This window comes from Pseudomonas parafulva, assembly GCF_002021815.1.
Taxonomy (GTDB): domain Bacteria; phylum Pseudomonadota; class Gammaproteobacteria; order Pseudomonadales; family Pseudomonadaceae; genus Aquipseudomonas; species Aquipseudomonas parafulva_B.
This window is the reverse complement of the sequence record NZ_CP019952.1, coordinates 3,239,571-3,259,484: the sequence shown is the minus strand read 5'-3', so window position 1 is coordinate 3,259,484 and position 19,914 is coordinate 3,239,571. Positions and strand designations below refer to the sequence as shown.

The following is a 19,914-nucleotide window of genomic DNA, read 5'->3' as shown; positions in this document are numbered from 1 at the left end:
TCACGCCCATCTACGAACAAGGCCGCGTCAGTGGTTACGAGTCAGTACGTTCAGTGCCCAGCCGCGCGCAGATCGCCCGTGCCGAGCGCCTGTATGCCCGCCTGCGCAGTGACCGTGCGCCGTTGCCGTGGGTGGCACGTGTGGGCCAATGCCTGGGGACTGGCTGGCCGCTTGCCGCCGCCGGAGCGCTATCGGCGTTCGCCTACGCCAGCCTGCCGGCCTACGCTGCACTGGCGGTATTGATGACCAGCCTGCTGCTGGCCTGGTACGTCATCGAGCGCCAGCACAGCCAAGCCATACAGCGCACGTTGGCTGCACACCCCAGGGCCTTCACCAGCCCGCTGGTGGCGCTGACCTATAGCGCCAGCCCCGGGCTGCATGGGCAAATGGATCTGGCCATGCTGAGTGAAGAAGCGCGCTTGCAAACCGCCTTGACCCGGCTTGAGGATGCAGGCGTGGGGGTAAAGGACCGGGCTTCACAATCCTCCAAACTGTCAGACACACAGGCCTCGATGCTTGACCGTCAACGCAGTGAAACGGATCAGTCCGCCACTGCCATCGCCGAGATGGCGGCAACCATCCAGCAGGTCACGCAGAACGTCCAGAGCACGGCCCATGCTGCCGGCGATGCCGATCAATTGGCTCAGCGCGGCAGTGAGCTGGCCCAGCAGAGCCTCCATGCCATGGACAGCATGAGTGATGCGGTCAGTGATATTGGCCAGGCCGTCAACGCACTCGCCCAGCAGACCCAGTCCATCGGCAGCGTGGTCGATGTGATCACAGCCATTGCCGAGCAGACCAACCTACTGGCACTTAACGCTGCCATCGAAGCGGCCCGTGCGGGGGAGCAGGGGCGGGGGTTTGCCGTGGTGGCCGACGAGGTCCGTTCGCTGGCACAGCGCACCCGCACCTCGACCGAGGAAATTCATCAGATCATCGCCACCCTGCGCGCGGGCACCGAGCGGGCAGTGAGTTCCGCCGGCCACGGCGAGCGCATCGCGCGCGACAGCAGGCAAAGCGTTGAGGCCGTGCAGAACGCGCTGGTCGGCATCGCCCAGGCGGTCAGCAGGATCACAGGCATGAGCCAACAGATGGCTGCTGCTTCCGAACAGCAAAGCCATGTGGCTGAAGACATCAACCAGCAGATCACGCGCATCGCCCAGTTGTGCGATCAAAGCGCCGGGCAGGCACGGCAAGGCGCGCAGATCAGCCAAGACCTCGAACGCATGGCCGACTACCTCTATGGCCTGGCCGAGCGCTTCAATCGCTGATCGCCCACACCTGCGCTGGGCACGCTTTGGGCTGAAGGCGTGCCGGTTGATCTGCGGTTCTGTGGCACAATGCGCGGCCAAGGAGACCCCATGTCCAGACCCCGCTGCGAGCGCTGCCTGCGCCCCCTCGACCATTGCCTCTGCGCCTTGATACCTGCGATCGGCAGCAGGACCCGCGTGTTGCTGTTGCAGCACCCAAGCGAAGCGTCCCATGCGCTGAACACGGCTCGCCTGGCAGCGCTAGGCTTGATCAATGCGCAGCTGCACGTGGGTGAGGTATTCGACGACCTGGACCGATGGCTGGCAATGCCGGGTTACCGGCCAGTGGTGTTGTTTCCGAGCGAGGGGGCGCAAGCGCTCGGGCCTTACACGCAGACCGACGACACACCGTTGTTGCTGGTCGTGCCGGACGGTACCTGGCGCAAGGCGCGCAAGCTGATGTATCTCAATCCGCTGCTGGCGGCTCTGCCGAAGGTCACCTTGGGGAATGTGACGCCGTCACGCTATCGTCTGCGCAAGGCGCCTGAGGCAGGCGCGCTTTCGACCATCGAGGCGGTGGTGCAGGCCTTGAACGTGCTGGAGTACCCTGCCAGCTTCGACGCGGTGCTGGCGCCGTTCGAGGCCTTGATCGAAGGGCAGATCCAAGCCATGGGTGCCGGCACCTACGAGCGCAATCATCACAAGGATACAGGGGCGCCCTGAGCGACGCCCCGGTCTGGTCAGCGCATCTCGGGCAGATGAGCTTCAGTGCGCACTTCGGTGGCTGCGTAGGCGTCAGGCGGTAGCGAGATGCGCTGCTTGCTCAACAGCTCGCCCATGGTGGCCAGTACCCGGTAGCGGGAATAGGCTTCGGTGTAGCGCACCTCGGTGTAGCGACGGTCCGCGTTGTACAGCTCGTTCTCACTGTCGAGCACGTCCAGCAGGGTACGTTGGCCCAGACCGAACTGGTCCTGGTAGGCGGCGCGCACCCGTTTGGTGGTGTCGGCGTACTCGCGCGCGGTAGGCAGCTGCTTGCTGGCGTTGTTCAAGGCGTTCCAGGCCAGGCTCAGGTTTTCGGTCAGCTCGCGCAGTGCATTGTTGCGAATGTCCATGGCCTGGTTGATCTTGTGCGCGTCGGAGTTCAGGCGGGCCTTGTCGCTGCCGCCGCGGAACAGGTTGTAGTTCATCTCAACGCCTGCCTGCCAGTCGTTGTTGCTGTGGCCTTTTTCACCGCCGGTATTGTTGTTGGCACCGGTGGCCAGAATGGCATCAAAGCGCGGGTAGAAGGTCGACTTGGCAACCTTGTACTGCTCTTCGGCGGCGTTCACGTCCGCCTGGGCCGACTTGATGTAAGGGTTGTTCTGGCGCATGCCTTCGCGTGCTTCTTCCAGCGTTGCTGGCATTTGCACGGCGACCGCTTGCGGATCTTCCAGCTCATCCGGTACACGGCCCACGACACTGAAGAAGTTGGCTTCGGCATCGGCCAGGTCCACCTCGGCGGTATCGAGGTTGTTCTCCGCCAGGGCGCGACGAGCACGGGACTGGTCCAGGTCAGCTGTACTGCCGACACCCCGTTCGTTGCGCAGGCCGATCTGGTCGTTCACCCGCAGGTGGGCTTGCAGGTTGTTCTTGGCCAGGCTTACCAGTTCGCGGCGCTTGAGCACTTCCAGGTACACCTCGATGGCGCGCAAGGCAACGTCCTGAGCCACTGCCTGGGTGTAGTACGCACGGGAGGTGGAGACCGCTTGGGTGCGGCCCACTTCGCTGGAGGTGTTGAAGCCATCGAAGATCATCTGCCGCAGGCGCAGGTCGGCCTGGGAATAGTTGAGGGTTTCCTTGTTATGACGGCCTTCGGCACGCGTGTTGGCGTTGTCCGAGCGCTGGCGACCGTAGCCCGCCACCAGGTCGACGGATGGGTAGTAGCCGCCGCGGGCGAACTTCACATCTTCATCGGCAGACAACTTGCTGTTGCGGTTCGAGCTGACCTGGGGGTGGTAGTCCACAGCGCTTTGGACAGCTTCGGTGATCGACATCGCCTGCACGTGAGCACTTGCCAGAGCCAACAGCAACGCACTGGTGATGGGGTTCAAAAGACGCATGGGTACCTCTCCCTGATCCTGGGTTTTCCTACAAATCGCCAAAAAAATGACTATATTCCGATGCCGTATAGTGTTGCAGGTTTTTAAGCCCACAGCTAAGTACATTCATTGAGATGAGTAAGAAGATTTATTCATATCAACGTGCCATGTTCGACATTAATTGTCTAACGCTGCGAAGGGAAGCTGCTGACTCAGATGTCATCAAGCGCTGTCGAGCGGGCGCAAAGTGGCGGCTGCAGGCAGTTCCAGAACGAATCTAGATAAAAGAATGGCGGGGTAGGCCAAATTGATATTTGGCGACAAATTATTGTCACTCAGGCTGTCTGTAGGTTTTTTGCCGAAGAATGTAGAACGTTACACCCACCGCACTGGCCAGCATGAACAACCGTGCCCAGGGAAACGGAACCAGATAGCAGGAAACGGCGATGCTCAACCACATCAGGCCTATGGCATAGGCCTTGGCTTTGAGGGGCATACCCTCGCCGCCTAGGTAGCCCCGGATCCAGGGCCCCAGGCGAGGGTGATTGACCAACCAGTCGTGAAAGCGTGGCGAGCTGCGGGCAAAACACGCCGCTGCCAGCAGGAGAAACGGCGTGGTCGGCAGCACCGGCAGGAAGATGCCAACCACGCCCAGCGCCACGCTCAGCCAGCCGATGGCCAGCAGCAGGTAGCGCATGCCCGGCTTAGTGGTGACGGGGCTTGAGCAGGGCCGGTTTCTCTTCTGGGGCATGCAACAACAGGAACAGCGCGGTCAAGGCCTCGGGAATCTGCACGATCATGTCGTCCTGAAGGCTGGCATTGCTGGCGATGTCGGCAAATTCAGGCTGCTCGTCGAACAGGCCCGAACCGACCATGATCGGCAGCAGCATTTCGCTCACTTCCTCTTCGGCATTCTCGAACCAGGCTTCCTCGCGCAGGAAGACCCCTTCCATGAAGCCGATGCACCAGCCGCGCAGGTCGGAGTCGTCAGGGTCATCGCCCAGATCCAGGTCGCAGGGCAGCTCGAACTCGTCATCACTGGCCAACTGGCGCGCGATATGGCCTTTGAGTGCAACCAGCGTGGCCTCGATCTCGACGCGCTGGGCCTCGCTGGCGTAGTGCGGTTCTTCGGCGAACAAGGCGTCGATCCATTCGCGCTCGGGCACCTCTTCGGCGTTGATCGACAAGGCAGTGAGGTAGCCGTGGGCGGCGACATAGTCCAGCGCTTCTTCGTGCAGCTCGTCGGCGTCGAGGAAGGCTTGCAGGCGGGTCAGTTGCTCGGCGAAGGACATTACGGGGCTACCTTGGGAATAAACGATACCGAATTCTAGCACCTTGCAGCGTCAGCGGGGCAAAGACACGCCCATCGCAACGGTGCCAGTGCAGGGAGCGGGTGCGGTATACTTGGCGGTTTCCAGGCCAGGGCCCACCGTTCTCGGGCCCTTGGCAAAAACCGCTTACGCATTCGGCGTGTGCGGCGCGGGTTTTTCGTCCAGCCTGTAGCGGGGTGGTACGGCGTTTTTGGAGTTGCACATGCTCGAACAGGCTCAGCGCGTTCTCAAGGACATCTTCGGCTACGACAGCTTCCGAGGGCGCCAGGCAGCGATCATCGAATGCGTAGCCAATGGTGGCGATGCCCTGGTGCTGATGCCCACAGGTGGCGGCAAGTCGCTGTGTTTCCAGGTACCGGGGTTGCTGCGCCCAGGCCTGACCGTGGTGGTGTCGCCGTTGATCGCACTGATGGACGACCAGGTCGCCACGCTCGATGAACTGGGTGTATCGGCCGCTGCCCTGAACTCCACGCTCAATGCCGAGCAACAACGGGAACTGGCTGGGCGCCTGCGCCGCGGCGAGGTGAAGATGCTCTACCTGGCGCCAGAGCGCCTGGTGCAACCGCGCATGCTCGATTTTCTGCGCGACCTGGACATTTCGCTGTTCGCCATCGACGAAGCCCACTGCGTGTCCCAGTGGGGCCACGATTTTCGCCCCGAATACTTGCAACTGGGCCAACTGGCCGAGCTGTTCCCGCATGTGCCACGTATTGCGCTCACCGCGACCGCAGACATGCGTACCCGGGAGGAAATCGTCCAGCGCCTGCACCTGCAGGGGGCCGAGCGCTTCCTCTCGAGCTTCGACCGGCCGAACATCTTCTACCGCATCGTCCCCAAGGAAGCGCCCCGCAGGCAGCTCATGGCGTTTCTGGGCGAACGCCGTGGGAACGCAGGCATCGTCTATTGCCTGTCGCGCAAGAAAGTCGACGAAACCGCTGCGTTTCTCTGCGACCAGGGCTTCCCCGCGCTGCCTTACCACGCCGGCCTGCCGGCTGAGACGCGCTCGGCCAACCAGCATCGGTTCCTCAACGAAGAAGGGCTGATCATGGTCGCGACCATCGCCTTCGGCATGGGCATCGACAAGCCCAACGTGCGTTTCGTCGCGCACCTGGACCTGCCAAAGTCGCTGGAAGCCTACTATCAGGAAACCGGTCGTGCCGGTCGTGACGGCCTGCCTTCGGACGCTTGGATGGCGTACGGCTTGCAGGACATGGTCATGCTCAAGCAGATGCTGCAGAACTCCGAGGGTGACGAGCGCCACAAGCGCATCGAGCAGCACAAGCTCGACGCAATGCTTGCCTTGTGCGAGGAGACACGCTGCCGACGCCAGACCTTGCTGGCGTACTTCGATGAGACGCTGGAACAACCCTGCGGGCACTGCGACAACTGTGTCGACAACGTGCAGACGTGGGATGCCACCGAGCCCGCCCGCCAGGCATTGTCAGCAGTGTTTCGCACCGGCCAGCGCTATGGCGTGGGGCATCTGGTGGACGTGCTGCTGGGCAAAAGCACCGAGAAAGTGACTAATTTCGGTCATGACAAGCTGTCGGTGTTCGGCGTCGGCAAGGCGCTGGCCGAGGCCGACTGGCGCTCGCTGTTCCGCCAACTGGTAGCCCGTGGCCTGGTCGACATCGACCTGGAAGGCTACGGCGGCCTGCGCCTGTCGGACAGCTGCCGCCCGCTGCTGCGCGGCGAAGTCACGTTGCAACTGCGCCGTGATCTGAAACCGCAAACCGTAGCCAAGGCCTCGTCTTCTGGCGGCAGCCCGGCGAGCCAGTTGGTGCGTGCAGAAGAACGCGAATTGTGGGAAGCGCTGCGCACCTTGCGCCGCAAGCTTGCCGAAGAGCATCGCGTCCCGCCTTACGTCATCTTCCCGGACTCCACCTTGCTTGAGATGCTGCGCAGCCAGCCGGTGACCCTGAGTGACATGGCGCAGGTCAGCGGTGTCGGCGCCCGCAAGCTGGAACGCTACGGGCAGGCATTCCTGGAAGTGCTCAATGGCAGCGGCGGCACCCCCGAGGCGCCGAAGGTGGTACTGGACTTGCGTCATGAACTGGTCAGCTTGGCCCGCGCTGGCATGACGCCGGCGCAGATCGCCGGTCAGCTCGACTGCACTGAAAAGAACGTCTACAGCCTTCTGGCTGAGGCCTTGGGGCGTCAGGAGCTTAACCTTGAACAGGCGCTGGACCTGCCGGAAGATCTTCTGTCGGAGATCCAGGATGCCTTCCTCGACGGCGAAGGCGAATTGCCACCCGTTTCCACCATTGCGCCGTTGTTCGGATCGCGTGTGCCAGACGGCGTCCTGCACTGCGTGCGCGCCGCCTTGGCGGCTGAGTTCGAGCTGTGACAGTGCACGCTACCGGCTCGGCCCGAGCGGTTTGCTGATCCGTGTCACGCCAGCGCACATTTACCCTGCAGCAGCGCATCCCGACGGCTTGCCTCGTCGGGCTGCGCATGATTAGCTGCCTAACAATTAGAACTGTTCGACGAGTCGCTTTATGCCCCTGACTGACAATCAACACCGCTTCGGCATGCAGCTTGCCCAGATGTCCCGTGGTTGGCGCGCCGAGCTTGATCGCCGTCTGGCCGGCCTCAACCTGTCACAGGCGCGGTGGCTGGTGCTGCTGCACCTGGCACGGTTCGAGGAAGCGCCCACCCAACGCGAACTGGCGCAGAGCGTCGGCGTGGAGGGCCCGACCCTGGCGCGGTTGCTCGATAGTCTCGAAGGGCAGGGGCTGGTGCGTCGCCAGGCCGTTGTCGAAGACCGGCGGGCCAAGAAGATCCTGCTGTGCCCCCCAGCCAAGCCCCTGATCGAGCAGATCGAGACCATCGCCAATCAGCTACGCATCGAGCTTTTCACAGGCGTCGATGAAGCGGACCTTGAGGTCTGCATGCGGGTCCATGCCAAGATTCTGAGCAACCTGGAAAAGCCCTGATCCACCGTTTGCGAGGCGCATCACCATGACCGAGCCAAAGCCTGAAGTCGTCATCACCTATTGCACCCAGTGCCAGTGGCTGCTGCGTGCCGGCTGGCTGGCCCAGGAGCTACTCAGTACGTTTGGCCAGGACCTGGGGCAGGTGGCCTTGCAGCCGGGCACCGGTGGCGTCTTTCGCATCACCTGCGATGGCGTGCAGGTGTGGGAGCGCAAAGCCGATGGCGGCTTCCCTGAAGCAAAAGTGCTCAAGCAACGCGTACGCGATCAGATCGATCCACAGCGCGACCTGGGTCACAACGATCGCTAACCCCCCCGGCCGTGTCGATACTGCAGGCCGGCCCCTTGGCGTCAGAGGCGCACCTTGCCCAGCAGCACGTCCCTGAACATCGCGAAGTCGCCCAGCAGGCTATAGAAGGGATAGGTGAAAGTCGCAGGCCGATTCTTCTCGAAAAAGTAATGCCCTACCCAGGCCAGGCCGTAGCCGACCACGGGCACCGCCAGCAGCAGCATCCACTTGCCGCTGCCGATGGCGTAGGCCAGCAGAGCAATGACCAGGCTGGTGCCCACGAAGTGCAGGCGGCGGCACGTGGGGTTGCTGTGTTCACCGAGGTAGTAGGGGTAGAACTCGGCGAAGGTTCGGAATTGCGCTGTGCGGTCCATGACACTGCTCCGGAATATTGACTGGGAATGATAGACACGGCGTGGAGCCTGATTCGAGTCTAGAGTCAGTGACGAGGCGTACCAGTGACAATAGGCGCCAATTGAGTATCCTTGGGGTTCACCGCAGGAGCGGTCAGCATAAGAAGCGTGCCATGAGCGAAAGAACCACCTCCGCCAGCTGGGCATCTGGGATCGTCAAGGCGCTGGAGCTCGAAGGGCTCGATTGCCAGGCCATGTTCAAGCAGCTGGGGCTGGATTTCGCTGCTCTCGACGATCCGGATGCGCGCTTCCCGCAGGACGCCATGACCCGGCTCTGGCAACTGGCAGTTGAGCTGTCGGGCAATGAAGCAATCGGCCTGAACATGGCGCGCGTGGTCAGGCCGGCATCCTTTCATGTGGTGGGCTACGCGCTGATGTCCAGCCGCACGCTGGCCGAAGGCTTCGCACGGCTGGTGCGCTATCAGCGCATCATCGCCGAGAGCTCTGACTTGAGCTTCATCCTCACCCCCGAAGGCTATTCGCTGATCCTGACCGTGCATGGCGATCACCTGCCGCCCACCCGGCACAGTGCCGAGGCGTCGCTGGCCTGCGCCCTGTCGCTGTGCAAATGGCTCAGCGGCCGGCCGGTCCAGCCGCGACGGGTGCTGATACAGGGGCCGCCGCCCAAGCACCTGGAACCCTACAAAGTGGCCTTTCATTCCCCACTGATCTTCAATGCGCCCCATGATGCCCTGGTGTTCGAGCGGGCTGACATGGAGGCGCCACTGCCCACAGCCAACGAAGCCATGGCCGTATTGCACGACCGGTTCGCCGGTGAATACCTGGCACGCTTCTCGGAGACCCGCGTGACCCACCGGGTGCGCCAGGTGCTGTGCCGCATCCTGCCCCAGGGCGAGCCCAAGCGTGAAACCCTGGCACAGGCGTTGCACCTGTCCCAGCGCACCTTGCAGCGCCGGTTGCAGGATGAGGGCACAAGCTTCCAGGCGTTGCTCGACGATACCCGACGCGAACTGGCCGAACAGTACTTGGCCCAGCCCAACATGACCCTGCTGGAAACCGCCTACCTGCTTGGCTTTGCCGACCCTAGCAACTTTTACCGGGCCTTTCGCCGTTGGTTTGGCGTCACGCCCAGCGAGTACCGGGCTCGCCTGGGCACCGATATCGACGGAGTCAGTGACGCCAGAAAGCCGGCATGCACAACACCAGCACGGTGATGATTTCAAGCCGGCCCAGCAACATGCCGCCGGCCAGGATCCACTTGGCGGCGTCGGGCAGCTTGGCGTAGTTACCCGACGGCCCGATCACTTCGCCAAGGCCCGGGCCCACGCCGGACACCGTCCCGGCCGCGCCGGTCAGGGCGGTCATCCAGTCGACCCCCAGCAGTGACAGTAGCAACGCCATCACGCAGATGGTGATGGCGAAGAAGAAGGAAAACGTGAGGATCGAGCGTACGATTTCTTCGTCGAGGCGGTGCCCGTTGTACTTCTGCTTGATCACCGCCCGGGGGTGGATCAATTGGTTGAGGTTGGCCTTGAGCAGGATATAGGCCACCTGGAAGCGGAAGATCTTGATACCGCCGGCCGTCGAACCGGAACACCCGCCCACGAACCCCAGGTAGAAGAACAGCATCAACGAAAAGTTGCCCCACAGACTGTAGTCACCCAACGCAAAGCCTGTGGTGGTCACGACCGAGGTCACGTTCAGCGCGACGTGCCGCAAGGCATCGAGCCAGTGCAGGTTGGTGGTGTACCAGTACCAGGTGCCCAGGATCACCCAGGTCGCCACCAGCATGCCCAGCAAGCCCTGCACCTGTTGATCGCGGATCAGGGCCCCGCGGTTGCCGCGCAACGTGGCCACGTACAGGGTGAACGGCAGGCTGCCGAGGATCATCACCACCACGGCCACCCAGTGCACGGCGGGCATGTCCCACTTGGCCAGGGACTGGTCGGAAGTTGAAAAACCGCCGGTGGAAATCGCCGACATGGCATGGTTGATCGCATCGAACGGGCTCATGCCGGCCCACCAGAACGCCAGAGCACCGAAGATGGAAAAGCCGACATAGACCCCGACGATGGACTTGGCGACCATGTGCGAGCGCGGCATCACTTTCTCGGAGCGGTCCGAGGATTCGGTCTGGAACAGCCTCATGCCACCGATGCGCAGCAGGGGAAGAATGGCCACCGCCATGGCGATGAAGCCAATACCGCCCAGCCAGTGCAGCATCGAGCGCCACATCAGGATGCCGGGCGACATGCAGTCCAGGCCGCTGAGTACGGTAGCGCCGGTGGCGGTGATGCCCGACATGCTTTCGAAAAACGCATCGGTGTAGCTGATGTGCTGCGTAAGCAGAAAGGGCAGGGCAGCGAACACGCACACCACCACCCAGGAGCATACCGTCAGCAGGTACATGTCGCGTGGACGCAGGTGCACGTGTTCGGGCCTGCCGGGCACCACCAGCAGCAGGCCCGCCACGAAGGTAATCAGGCTCGACCATAGAAAGGACGGCAGGTCGCGGGTGTGTTCGAAGATCACCAGGGTGGCCATGGGGACAGCCATGCCCACGGCGAGCGTGATGAGGAAGATGCCGATGATGAAACCAATGATCCTTAGGGTCGGCAACGCCATGTGTTCTGCTCGGGCTCGAAACGGAAGGGCGCCATTCTACCTGTGGGGCGCAAAGGCTCAAGGCCAAGCTGCATCTTCATGCTGCAGGCCCTGGATGAGGTCGTGCTTGCAGCCTGGCGTCGGCCCCTTGAGAATGGCCGCACATTCATGTTCCAGGAGGGTAGCCGATGGAGGCTCTCGACGCATTGCTCAACCGGGTTTCGGTCCCGCGCCTAACCGACCCTGCGCCCAACGATGCCCAGCGTGAGGCCTTGTTCCAGGCTGCGCTGCGCGCCCCGGACCACGGTCAACTACGTCCTTGGCGCTTTCTGACTATCGAAGGACCGGCACGCGAGCGGTTGGGTGAGCTGTTCGCCAGCGCAGTCCAAAAGCGTGGCGATGCCAGTGAGGCTGCGTTGAGCAAGGCCCGCGCCATGCCGCTACGCGCGCCCTTGCTGATCGTGGTCATTGCCCGGTTGCACAAGCAGCACCCCAAGGTCCCGGTGCTTGAGCAGCAACTGGCGGCAGGGTGCGCGGCCCACGGCATACTGATTGCCGCGCACGCCCAGGGCGTGGGTGCCGTATGGCGCACCGGGGACCTGGCCTTCGATGCCCATGTCCATGCAGGTCTGGGCTTGGCAGACAACGAGGAGCTGCTTGGCTTCCTGTATGTGGGTACGCCCTTGACCGAGCCTCGCACGGCGCCTGTGCTCGCCACTGCCGACTTCGTCAGCGCCTGGGGCGACTGACCCCCGCCGCGTTTGACCCAAGCCGTTGGCCATTGCGCAGACCTGCGCAGTGGCGTTAGTTAGCCGCCAGGCGCTTCCGCCACCGGCAGCTCCAGCGTTGCGACGAAACCGCCTTGTGGATGGTTGGCCAGTATCAGTCGGCCGCCATGGCGCTCTGCCGCCTTGCGTGCAATCGCCAGCCCAAGGCCGTGTCCCGAAGCTTGTTGTCCCGGCGCCCGGAAAAACGGCTCGCCCAGTTGAGCCAGGTGCGCAGCTGCCACGCCGGGGCCCCGGTCACGTACGCACACCCGAAGCATGTCGCCCTCGCGCCACGCGCTCAGCTCCACAGGTTGACCCGCCGGGGTAAAGCGCAGGGCATTGCGCAGCAGGTTGTCCACTGCACGCTCGATCAGGGTTGGCCAACCCTGCAGGGTCAACCCGGGTTGCGCTTCAAGGCGTACATCATGCTCAGGGGCCGTCAGTTGCGCGTCCTTGCGCACGCTGCCCAGCAGCGCGTTGAGATCGACCGTTTCGGCATGGGCTTGGTCGGCGTCCACGCGCGCCAAGGTCAAAATCTCACTGATCAGGTCTTCCAGGCGGTCGCATTCGCGGGTCAGGCGCGGCCACAAGGCCTGACGCTGCTCCGGCTCGGCCCGTTCGGCCAGGGCCAGGGCGATGCGCAGCCGGGCCAGTGGAGAACGCAGCTCGTGGGACACATCGCGCAGCAACTGGCGCTGGCTGGCGATGGTGCTCTGCAGGCGAGCGCCCATCTTGTTGAAATCCTTGGCCAGGACCCCGAATTCGTCGCGCCTGCCGGCCAGTTGCGCCAGGCTGTTCTGCTGGTAGGTACTCTGCCCCAGGTCGTGCACCGCGCCACGCAAGCGGCTCAGGGGGCGGGTGATGGACAGTGTCACGAACAGGCTGAACAAGGTCAGCACCACCAGGGCGATGCCCAGTGCGCTCAGCGGCCAGAGCAGGCTCTCGCGGTGCCAGGCATCGAGGGCGGGGTGGGGGATGCGGTAGATCAGCAGGTAGGACGCATTGCTCTGGGGGCTGGTGTATTCCTCGGTCAGGCGGCGCCACGGCAGGCGCCGGTCATCGTTGTGCTGCCTGGCTTCGAGTGCAGCCGCGCGCCGGGGAAAGGTGCCTGGCACCACAGCGTCGCCACTGTCGTCCAGCACTTGCACGTCGATCTTGTAGCGCGCCTTGCGCCTTTCGAGAAAATGCTGCGCTGCGCCGGGGCCTTCCTGCTCGTAGTGCCTGGCCCATTGGCTGGCTAGCGTGTTCAGCCCCGGATGACGGCTTAGAATCCAGGCGTCCTGGTTGAGCGTGTGCGCCAGCAGTATCGACAGCCCTGCTACCAGGGCGATGGCCAGCCAGAAGCTGGCCAGGATGCGCCAGAACAGTGAACGCACGTAGACCTCCCCAAACGATGAAAGCCCGCCGCGCGCCAGGCTAACCTGGGGCACGGCGGGCGCTGACACTGGAGCTTACTGGGACTTGCCGGCTTTTTCAGCTTTCCAGGCCTGGAACTCCTGCCACTCCGCCTTCTTGGCGGCGCGTTCTTTTTGCAGTTCGTCGAACTTCTTCTGCTGGTCTGGCTTGAGCAGGTTGCGGACCGCAGCGTCGGTCTTGTCGCGGCTAGCTTGCATCTCTTGCTTCATGGCTTTCTGGTCGGCCGCCGGCAGCTTGTCAAGGTAACGCTCCGTGATGTCGCGGCGCTGTTTCATCTGATCGCCCATCAGCTTGCCAATCTGGTCGCGCTGCTCGCGGCTCAGATCCAGCTCGTGGAATGCCGGGCCACCGCGATGGTGCGGGCCGTCATGGCGCGGGCCGCCGTCGGGCATGGCCATGGCAACGGTGGGCAGTGCGGCGGCGAACAGCAGGGCGGTAAGGGTCTTGCGCATGGTGTCTCTCCTGTCATGGGCCGGTGATCACCGGATGAGCACAGTCTAGGGAGATGATCGTCAAGCGCGGTCAGCGCACGGTAAAGGGAACGTAAAGGCAAGCTCCCTTCCCTGGCGTCAGCCTGGCGCAAGCGACTACAAGCAGTAGTAGTAGCCGCGGCTGCGCAGGGCGATGATGCGGGGTCGACCGTCGGCGTGAGGGCCGATCTTCTTGCGCAGATTGCTCACGTGCATATCCAGGCTGCGGTCGTAGAGCGTCAACCGCCGGCCAAGACCGATCTGCGCCAGCTCCTGTTTGTCCAGAGGCTCGCCCGGTTGGCGCAGCAATGCTTCGAGAATACGGCTTTCAGAGAGGGTCAGGGTCAGTTCGCGACCGTCAATGCTGGCCACCCCGCGGGCAGGGCTATAGACCAGGTCGCCCAGTTCCAGTTGGCTGGTGGCAGGGGCTGGATGGCTGCGGCGCAACACGGCGCGCAGGCGCGCGGTCAGCTCGCGCGGGTCGCACGGCTTGGCCAGGTAGTCGTCGGCGCCCAGTTCAAGGCCCAGGATACGGTCCAGCGGCTCGCCGCGGGCCGACAGCATCACCACGGGTAGGTCGGCATGCTCACTGCGCAGGCGCTTGAGCAGCTCAAGCCCGCTACCGTCGGGCAGCATCACATCCAGTACCACGGCCGATGGCGCACGGTCGGCCAAGGCCTGGCGTGCAGCCTGGCCATCGTGGCAGGCCCGCACGGTGAACCCTTCCTGGGTCAGCCAGCTGCTGAGCAGCTCGCACAGCTCCTGGTCGTCATCAATCAGTAACAGCTCGCTCATGACTCACTCAATTCAACCATTGACGGCGACGCGTTGGTCCGCCAGCCGCAAAGATACCCCAGTCTTGAGGTCTGCTGCCAACTGGCGATGCCGAGCACGCCTTCTAGGCGAGGTGTTTCAAGGCAGCACTTGCTTGAAGGGCTTGACCACGACCTGGTCGTAGACGCCTGCAGCGATGTACGGATCGGCATCGGCCCAGGCTTGGGCGGCGCTCAGGGAATCGAACTCGGCCACGATCAGGCTGCCGCTGAAGCCGGCCTGGCCTGGGTCGTTGCTGTCGATGGCCGGGTGTGGCCCGGCCAGTACCACGCGGCCTTGCGCCTTGAGCTGCTGGAGGCGCTCGATATGGGCCGGGCGGGCAGCCAGGCGTTTTTCCAGGGAGTTGGCGACGTCGCTGGCAATGATGGCGTAGAGCATGTCAGTCCTTGGGTTTGGAGGCAGAGGAGGTATCTTGCAGATGGCGCGACAGGTACAGCCCTTGGGCCACCAGGAACAGCACGGTCATGCCCAGGCTGCCGAACACCTTGAAGTCGACCCAGAACGCCGGGAAGGTGAAGGCGACGAACAGGTTGGCGGCGCCGCAGAACAGGAAGAATGCGATCCAGGCGAGGTTCAAGCGGGCCCAGATGGCATCGGGCAAGGTCAGCGCGTGGCCCATGATGCGCTTGATCAGTACCCGGTCGCCTATGAAGTGGCTACCGGCGAAGGCCAGGGCGAACAGCCAGTTCACCACGGGCGCCTTCCATTTGAGGAAGGTTTCGCTGTGAAAGGCCAGGGTCAGGCCGCCAAACACCAGGCAGGCGACCAGCGTCAGCCACTGGCCTTTCTCAAGCTTGCGCTGGCGCAGGAACAACGCGCCGTATACCACCAGCGAGCTGATGATCAGCATGGCAGTGGCACTGTAGATACCACCGAATTCGAAGCTGTGTCCGGCCAGCTCGACAGGCCGTGGATCCAGTTTGTAGACGATGAAGAACAGCAGCAGCGGGATGAAATCGATGAATTGTTTCACAATGGCAGCCAGAACCGGGATGTGACGGCATAATAACAAACATCGAATCCAGCGAAAGCGCTACTCCATGAATGTTGATCTGCACTGTCACAGCACGGCCTCCGATGGCGCCTTGTCGCCTTCGGCCTTGGTCGCCCGGGCCTTCGAGCACGGGGTGCGTACGCTGGCGCTCACCGACCACGATACCCTCGAAGGCCTGGCCGAGGCCCGCCAAGCCTGCCGCGAGCACGGCATGCAATGGGTCAGCGGCGTCGAGCTGTCCTGCACCTGGGGCGGCGCAACCATTCATATACTCGGTTACAACTTTCCCGTGGACGCTCCGCCCTTGTTGGCAGCGATCGAGGCCCTGCACCGCGGCCGCTGGTTGCGTGCCGAGGAAATCGACAGGCGCCTGGCGGCCAAGGGCATGCCCGGGGCGCTGGAAGGTGCCCGGCAAATCCAGCAGGCGCTCGGTGACAGTGGCAATGCCCCGGCCCGGCCACACTTTGCCGATTATCTGGTGCGTGCCGGCCACGTCAAAGACCGTGGCGAGGCCTTCCGCAAGTGGCTCGGCGCCGGCAAGCTCGGTGACGTCAAGCAGCATTGGCCATCACTGGAGGAAACCGTTGCCACCCTGCGCCAGTCCAATGCATGGGTGAGCCTGGCGCATCCCATGCATTACGAGCTGACGCGCAGCAAGCGCAGGCGCCTGATTGCCGACTATATTCAGGCAGGCGGGCAGGCGCTTGAAGTGGTCAATGGGATGATGCCGGCCGAGCAGGTGGGCACTTTGTCCATCCTCACCCGTGAGTTCGGGCTGCTGGCAAGTGCTGGCAGTGACTTCCATGGCCCCGGCACCTGGGGCGAAATCGGTGCCTATCGGCCTTTGCCCGAGGACCTGCCACCTGTGTGGCACCGTTTCAGCCATGAACAGCCATTGCCGGTTTGAACAGGACGACGATGTGAGCCAATTTTTCCAGATTCACCCGGAAAACCCACAGCCGCGGCTGATACGCCAGGCGGTCGAGATCATTCGCAAGGGTGGGGTCGTGGTCTACCCGACCGACTCGGCCTATGCACTGGGTTGCCAGATCGGTGACAAGTCAGCCATCGAACGGGTGCGCCGTTTGCGTGGGTTGGACAAGACCCACAACTTCACCCTCATGTGCTGCGACATGTCGCAGCTGGGCTTGTATGCCAAGGTCGATACCGGCACCTTCCGGCTGCTCAAGGCCCATGTGCCGGGGCCGTACACCTTCATTCTCAACGGCACCCGCGAAGTGCCGCGCCTGTTGTTGCATGAAAAACGCCGCACCATCGGCTTGCGCGTGCCTGACCATGCCATCACCCTTGCACTGCTTGCCGAGCTGGGTGAACCCTTGATGAGCGTGAGCCTGATCCTGCCTGGCGACGCCGAACCCATGACCGATCCCTACGAAATCCGCCAGCGCCTGGAACACCATGTCGATCTGGTGATCGATGGCGGCTACGGTGACCTCAAGGCGTCGACCATCATCGACCTGTCAGGCGAGGAGCCCGAGCTGATTCGAGAGGGCTGCGGCGACCCTACTCCGTTCTTGGTCAGCGCGTGACCTCCGAACCGTTAGCCCAGGCAACGGCTGCGCCTGCCGAGCTGCCAGGCCAGTTGCAGCTGGCACTGGTCTACGGCGAGGCCGTGACCGAGCTGCCGCTGGACTTGTACATACCCCCCGATGCCCTGGAGGTCATTCTCGAAGCGTTTGAAGGGCCGCTGGACCTGCTGCTGTACCTGATTCGCAAGCAGAACATCGACATCCTCGATATCCCGGTGGCAGAAATCACGCGCCAGTACATGGGCTACGTCGAGTTGATGAAAACCGTGCGCCTTGAGCTGGCTGCCGAGTACCTGGTGATGGCCGCCATGCTGGCTGAAATCAAGTCGCGCATGCTGCTGCCGCGCAGCGTCACGGTCGAGGAGGAGGAGGGCGACCCGCGCGCCGAGCTGATCCGACGCCTCCAGGAGTATGAACGCTTCAAGGCTGCCGCTGAGGGACTGGACGGGTTGCCCAGGGTCGGTCGTGACCTGGTCGTGCCGTGCCTGGAGGCGCCCCAGGCAAAGGTACGTAAACTGTTGCCGCAGGTCAGCCTGCCGGAGCTGCTGGCATCCATGGCCGAAGTGATGCGCCGCAACGACCTGTTCGAAAGCCACCAGATCAGCCGAGAGACCCTTTCGACCCGAGAGCGCATGGGGCAGGTGCTGGAACGCTTGAAAGACGGAGGTTTCGTGGCCTTCATCGATCTGTTCGCCCCCGATGAAGGCAAGCTGGGGGTGGTGGTCACGTTCATGGCTGTGTTGGAACTAGTAAAGGAAAGCCTCGTCGAACTGGTGCAAAATGAAGCCTTTGCCGCCATCCATGTGCGGTTACGCCCTGCTCCTGCTGAAGACGCCCATGAACCTGAATGACCCCCGCGACCTGGCCCCGCTGATCGAAGCCTTCCTGCTGGCCTCTGGCAAGCCACAATCGCTCGAGCGCCTGTACGAGCTGTTCGAGGAGCCCGAGCGGCCCGAGCCGAAGACATTCAAGCGCGCACTCGAGGTGCTGGGCAAGTCGTGCGCCGGTCGTGCGTTCGAGCTCAAGGAAGTGGCCAATGGTTATCGGCTGCAGATTCGCGAGGATTACGCCCCTTGGGTCGGCCGGCTGTGGGAAGAGCGCCCGCAGCGCTACTCCCGGGCGCTGCTCGAGACCCTGGCGCTGATCGCCTATCGCCAGCCCATCACCCGTGGTGAAATCGAGGACGTGCGTGGCGTGGCGGTCAACAGCAACATCGTCAAGACGTTGGTCGAGCGCGAGTGGATACGCGTGGTGGGCCATCGGGAAGTGCCCGGGCGGCCGGCCCTGTTCGCCACGACCAAGGCGTTTCTGGATCATTTCAACCTCCGCAGCCTGGATGAGCTGCCAGCACTGGCCGAATTGCGCGAGATGGAGCCCGAGCCCGCGCTCGACCCGGACGACGCCCCGGTACCGGCGCACTTGCAGGCCCTGGCCGACGCCAGCCTGGGCGAGGACGAAGAGGCTGAACCGGTCAAGGACGAGACCAGCTTTCGCAGCCTGCTCGTGGAGCTCGACGCCATGGAGCAGGGCCTCAAGACCGATTTCGACGACGTGCTCCAGCACGACCCTGGTGCCGAAGCATCGCTGGAGGGGGAGCAGAACGAGCAGGCCTGAACGCCGCAACGCCATCTGCTGTGGCCAGGGGCCTGGCCGCCGACCAGGGCCCGCCTGGCAGAAAGTCCTGGCAAGGGGTGTAAAAGCTTCTACCCTCCCATGCATTCATGCGGCGAACCACGTATGATGCGCGGCCTTTTGGCGCGTTCGTTGCCAGAAACCTGTTTTCATTCCTACACCGGGAGGTGCCCAGATGAGTGAGCAAGACCTGCAAGATACCCAGATCACCCCACCTGTTGGCGAGAAGCTGCAGAAAGTTCTCGCGCGCATTGGCGTGGGCTCGCGCCGTGACGTCGAGGCCTGGATCAGCCAGGGCCGCATCAAGGTCAACGGCGTTGCAGCCACCCTTGGCCAGCGCGTCGACCTGCATGACGCCATTGCTGTGGACGGCAAGCTGATCAAGCGTGAAGAGGCGGCCGAGGCGACGCGCCGGGTGATCATGTACAACAAGCCCGATGGCGAGATCTGCACCCGCGACGACCCGGAAGGTCGCCCGACCGTGTTCGATCGCCTGCCACGCCCCAAGGAAGGTCGCTGGATCAACATCGGCCGTCTGGACATCAACACCACCGGTCTGCTGCTGTTCACCACCGACGGTGAGCTGGCCAACCGCCTGATGCACCCGTCGTACGAAATGGACCGCGAATACGCCGTGCGCGTACGTGGGGAAGTGGACGACGAGATGCTCGAGCGCCTGAAGGCGGGTGTCATGCTCGAGGACGGCCCGGCCAAGTTCACCGACATCCAAAAGGCACCAGGCGGCGAAGGCTTCAACCACTGGTACCACTGCGTGGTGATGGAAGGCCGTAACCGTGAGGTGCGTCGCCTGTGGGAGTCGCAGGGCATGGTGGTCAGCCGCCTGAAGCGTGTGCGCTTTGGCCCGGTGTTCCTCAACTCGGACTTGCCCATGGGCCGCTGGCGTGAAATGACCCAGGGTGAAATTGACATCCTGGCGGCCGAGGTGGGCTTGCAGCCCGTGGCGTTGCCGGCCATGAAGCTCAAGGCCAAGGACAAGATGGAGCGCCTGCAGCGCAAATCGTCCCGCCCCCTGGGCCGTGGTGAGCGCGTGCGTAGCCTGCGCCCAGCCCAGGACGGCGCAGCGGCCGGCGAGCGCCCAGCACGCCCGACGCGCGAAGAGTCGCCACGCAAAGGCAACCGTGGCAGCGCAGTGGCCGAGCGCCCGAGCGAAATGCGCAAGCGCCCGGCCAAGCCCGAGGGTGACAAGCCAGCTGGCCGTGGTCGCGGCAAGCCGCGCGGCTGAGCCTGCGGGGCCATCATGATGGCCCTTGCCTGTGTACCGACGCTGAACACATTGGGGCTGCTGCGCAGCTCATTGCCGGCAAGCCGGCTTCTGCACTCGGCGAGTAACTCGCGATGAGCAGGAGTCAGTTGGCTGACGATGGGGCGCGA

Annotated in this window: 21 protein-coding genes and 1 pseudogene; 12 read left to right on the top strand and 10 right to left on the bottom strand. The window is 63.4% G+C overall.

Annotation, left to right across the window (positions count from 1 at the left end):
- Nucleotides 1–296 precede the first annotated feature (296 nt).
- Nucleotides 297–1,271: pseudogene (locus B2J77_RS21940) on the top strand (methyl-accepting chemotaxis protein); the annotation flags it as partial.
- A gap of 90 nt (nucleotides 1,272–1,361) precedes the next feature.
- Nucleotides 1,362–1,973 carry a tRNA-uridine aminocarboxypropyltransferase gene (locus B2J77_RS14575; protein ID WP_078478910.1) on the top strand — a complete coding sequence of 204 codons (612 nt, stop codon included), beginning with the start codon at nucleotides 1,362–1,364 and terminating at the stop codon, nucleotides 1,971–1,973.
- A 17-nt stretch (nucleotides 1,974–1,990) separates the two neighbouring features.
- Here the strand turns inward: B2J77_RS14575 and B2J77_RS14570 are convergent, their stop codons facing one another.
- The 3 genes from B2J77_RS14570 to B2J77_RS14560 all read right to left on the bottom strand — a co-directional run bounded on the left by B2J77_RS14570 (nucleotide 1,991) and on the right by B2J77_RS14560 (nucleotide 4,620).
- Nucleotides 1,991–3,349 (bottom strand): TolC family outer membrane protein, encoded by a 1,359-nt coding sequence (locus tag B2J77_RS14570; RefSeq protein ID WP_023533803.1) that lies wholly within the window; start codon nucleotides 3,347–3,349, stop codon nucleotides 1,991–1,993.
- 310 nt (nucleotides 3,350–3,659) lie between these two features.
- A complete protein-coding gene (locus tag B2J77_RS14565) occupies nucleotides 3,660–4,025 on the bottom strand; it encodes a YbaN family protein (RefSeq protein WP_058637596.1) in 366 nt (121 codons plus the stop codon).
- A gap of 7 nt (nucleotides 4,026–4,032) precedes the next feature.
- Complete coding sequence (locus B2J77_RS14560; RefSeq protein WP_027915890.1) at nucleotides 4,033–4,620, bottom strand: UPF0149 family protein; 588 nt, start codon at nucleotides 4,618–4,620, stop codon at nucleotides 4,033–4,035.
- A 241-nt stretch (nucleotides 4,621–4,861) separates the two neighbouring features.
- Between B2J77_RS14560 and recQ the strand changes: the two genes are divergently transcribed.
- The 3 genes from recQ to B2J77_RS14540 all read left to right on the top strand — a co-directional run bounded on the left by recQ (nucleotide 4,862) and on the right by B2J77_RS14540 (nucleotide 7,902).
- The gene (recQ, locus tag B2J77_RS14550) at nucleotides 4,862–7,006 is read left to right on the top strand and encodes a DNA helicase RecQ (RefSeq protein ID WP_058637597.1); all 2,145 of its coding nucleotides are present in this window, start codon (nucleotides 4,862–4,864) and stop codon (nucleotides 7,004–7,006) included.
- Between the two features lie 151 nt (nucleotides 7,007–7,157).
- The gene (locus B2J77_RS14545) at nucleotides 7,158–7,595 is read left to right on the top strand and encodes a MarR family transcriptional regulator (RefSeq protein WP_058605594.1); all 438 of its coding nucleotides are present in this window, start codon (nucleotides 7,158–7,160) and stop codon (nucleotides 7,593–7,595) included.
- Between the two features lie 25 nt (nucleotides 7,596–7,620).
- Complete coding sequence (locus B2J77_RS14540) at nucleotides 7,621–7,902, top strand: SelT/SelW/SelH family protein (RefSeq protein ID WP_058637598.1); 282 nt, start codon at nucleotides 7,621–7,623, stop codon at nucleotides 7,900–7,902.
- A 41-nt stretch (nucleotides 7,903–7,943) separates the two neighbouring features.
- On the opposite strand, the gene B2J77_RS14535 is transcribed toward B2J77_RS14540, so the two are convergent.
- A complete protein-coding gene (locus B2J77_RS14535; protein WP_058605592.1) occupies nucleotides 7,944–8,255 on the bottom strand; it encodes a DUF962 domain-containing protein in 312 nt (103 codons plus the stop codon).
- 152 nt (nucleotides 8,256–8,407) lie between these two features.
- Between B2J77_RS14535 and B2J77_RS14530 the strand changes: the two genes are divergently transcribed.
- Nucleotides 8,408–9,469: an AraC family transcriptional regulator gene (locus B2J77_RS14530; protein WP_058605591.1), complete on the top strand. Its 1,062-nt coding sequence runs from the start codon at nucleotides 8,408–8,410 to the stop codon at nucleotides 9,467–9,469.
- Here B2J77_RS14530 and B2J77_RS14525 read toward each other — a convergent pair.
- Nucleotides 9,426–10,880 (bottom strand): TrkH family potassium uptake protein, encoded by a 1,455-nt coding sequence (locus tag B2J77_RS14525; RefSeq protein WP_078478909.1) that lies wholly within the window; start codon nucleotides 10,878–10,880, stop codon nucleotides 9,426–9,428. The two genes, B2J77_RS14530 and B2J77_RS14525, sit on opposite strands and share 44 nt — an antisense overlap.
- A 167-nt stretch (nucleotides 10,881–11,047) precedes the next feature.
- On the opposite strand from B2J77_RS14525, the gene B2J77_RS14520 reads away from it, so the two are divergent.
- On the top strand, nucleotides 11,048–11,608 hold the full coding sequence (locus B2J77_RS14520) for a nitroreductase family protein (RefSeq protein ID WP_058637600.1): 561 nt from the start codon (nucleotides 11,048–11,050) through the stop codon (nucleotides 11,606–11,608).
- A 59-nt stretch (nucleotides 11,609–11,667) separates the two neighbouring features.
- Here the strand turns inward: B2J77_RS14520 and B2J77_RS14515 are convergent, their stop codons facing one another.
- From B2J77_RS14515 to B2J77_RS14495, 5 genes are all read right to left on the bottom strand, one after another.
- Nucleotides 11,668–13,002 (bottom strand): sensor histidine kinase, encoded by a 1,335-nt coding sequence (locus B2J77_RS14515; protein ID WP_078478908.1) that lies wholly within the window; start codon nucleotides 13,000–13,002, stop codon nucleotides 11,668–11,670.
- A gap of 75 nt (nucleotides 13,003–13,077) precedes the next feature.
- The gene (locus B2J77_RS14510; RefSeq protein WP_058637602.1) at nucleotides 13,078–13,494 is read right to left on the bottom strand and encodes a Spy/CpxP family protein refolding chaperone; all 417 of its coding nucleotides are present in this window, start codon (nucleotides 13,492–13,494) and stop codon (nucleotides 13,078–13,080) included.
- A 135-nt stretch (nucleotides 13,495–13,629) separates the two neighbouring features.
- Complete coding sequence (locus B2J77_RS14505) at nucleotides 13,630–14,307, bottom strand: response regulator transcription factor (protein WP_078478907.1); 678 nt, start codon at nucleotides 14,305–14,307, stop codon at nucleotides 13,630–13,632.
- A 117-nt stretch (nucleotides 14,308–14,424) separates the two neighbouring features.
- Complete coding sequence (locus tag B2J77_RS14500) at nucleotides 14,425–14,724, bottom strand: YciI family protein (protein WP_058605586.1); 300 nt, start codon at nucleotides 14,722–14,724, stop codon at nucleotides 14,425–14,427.
- Between the two features lies 1 nt (nucleotide 14,725).
- The gene (locus B2J77_RS14495) at nucleotides 14,726–15,319 is read right to left on the bottom strand and encodes a septation protein A (protein WP_027915901.1); all 594 of its coding nucleotides are present in this window, start codon (nucleotides 15,317–15,319) and stop codon (nucleotides 14,726–14,728) included.
- Nucleotides 15,320–15,386: 67 nt separating this feature from the next.
- On the opposite strand from B2J77_RS14495, the gene B2J77_RS14490 reads away from it, so the two are divergent.
- The 5 genes from B2J77_RS14490 to rluB all read left to right on the top strand — a co-directional run bounded on the left by B2J77_RS14490 (nucleotide 15,387) and on the right by rluB (nucleotide 19,765).
- Nucleotides 15,387–16,247, top strand: a complete 861-nt coding sequence (locus B2J77_RS14490; protein WP_058605585.1) for a PHP domain-containing protein — start codon at nucleotides 15,387–15,389, stop codon at nucleotides 16,245–16,247.
- A gap of 13 nt (nucleotides 16,248–16,260) precedes the next feature.
- The gene (locus B2J77_RS14485) at nucleotides 16,261–16,890 is read left to right on the top strand and encodes an L-threonylcarbamoyladenylate synthase (RefSeq protein ID WP_058605642.1); all 630 of its coding nucleotides are present in this window, start codon (nucleotides 16,261–16,263) and stop codon (nucleotides 16,888–16,890) included.
- A gap of 125 nt (nucleotides 16,891–17,015) precedes the next feature.
- The gene (locus B2J77_RS14480) at nucleotides 17,016–17,741 is read left to right on the top strand and encodes a segregation and condensation protein A (RefSeq protein WP_181405494.1); all 726 of its coding nucleotides are present in this window, start codon (nucleotides 17,016–17,018) and stop codon (nucleotides 17,739–17,741) included.
- Nucleotides 17,728–18,504, top strand: a complete 777-nt coding sequence (gene scpB, locus B2J77_RS14475; protein WP_078479440.1) for an SMC-Scp complex subunit ScpB — start codon at nucleotides 17,728–17,730, stop codon at nucleotides 18,502–18,504. Before B2J77_RS14480 ends, scpB begins: the two co-directional genes overlap by 14 nt.
- A 193-nt stretch (nucleotides 18,505–18,697) precedes the next feature.
- Nucleotides 18,698–19,765, top strand: a complete 1,068-nt coding sequence (gene rluB / locus B2J77_RS14470) for a 23S rRNA pseudouridine(2605) synthase RluB (protein WP_078478905.1) — start codon at nucleotides 18,698–18,700, stop codon at nucleotides 19,763–19,765.
- The last annotated feature ends 149 nt before the right edge of the window (nucleotides 19,766–19,914 follow it).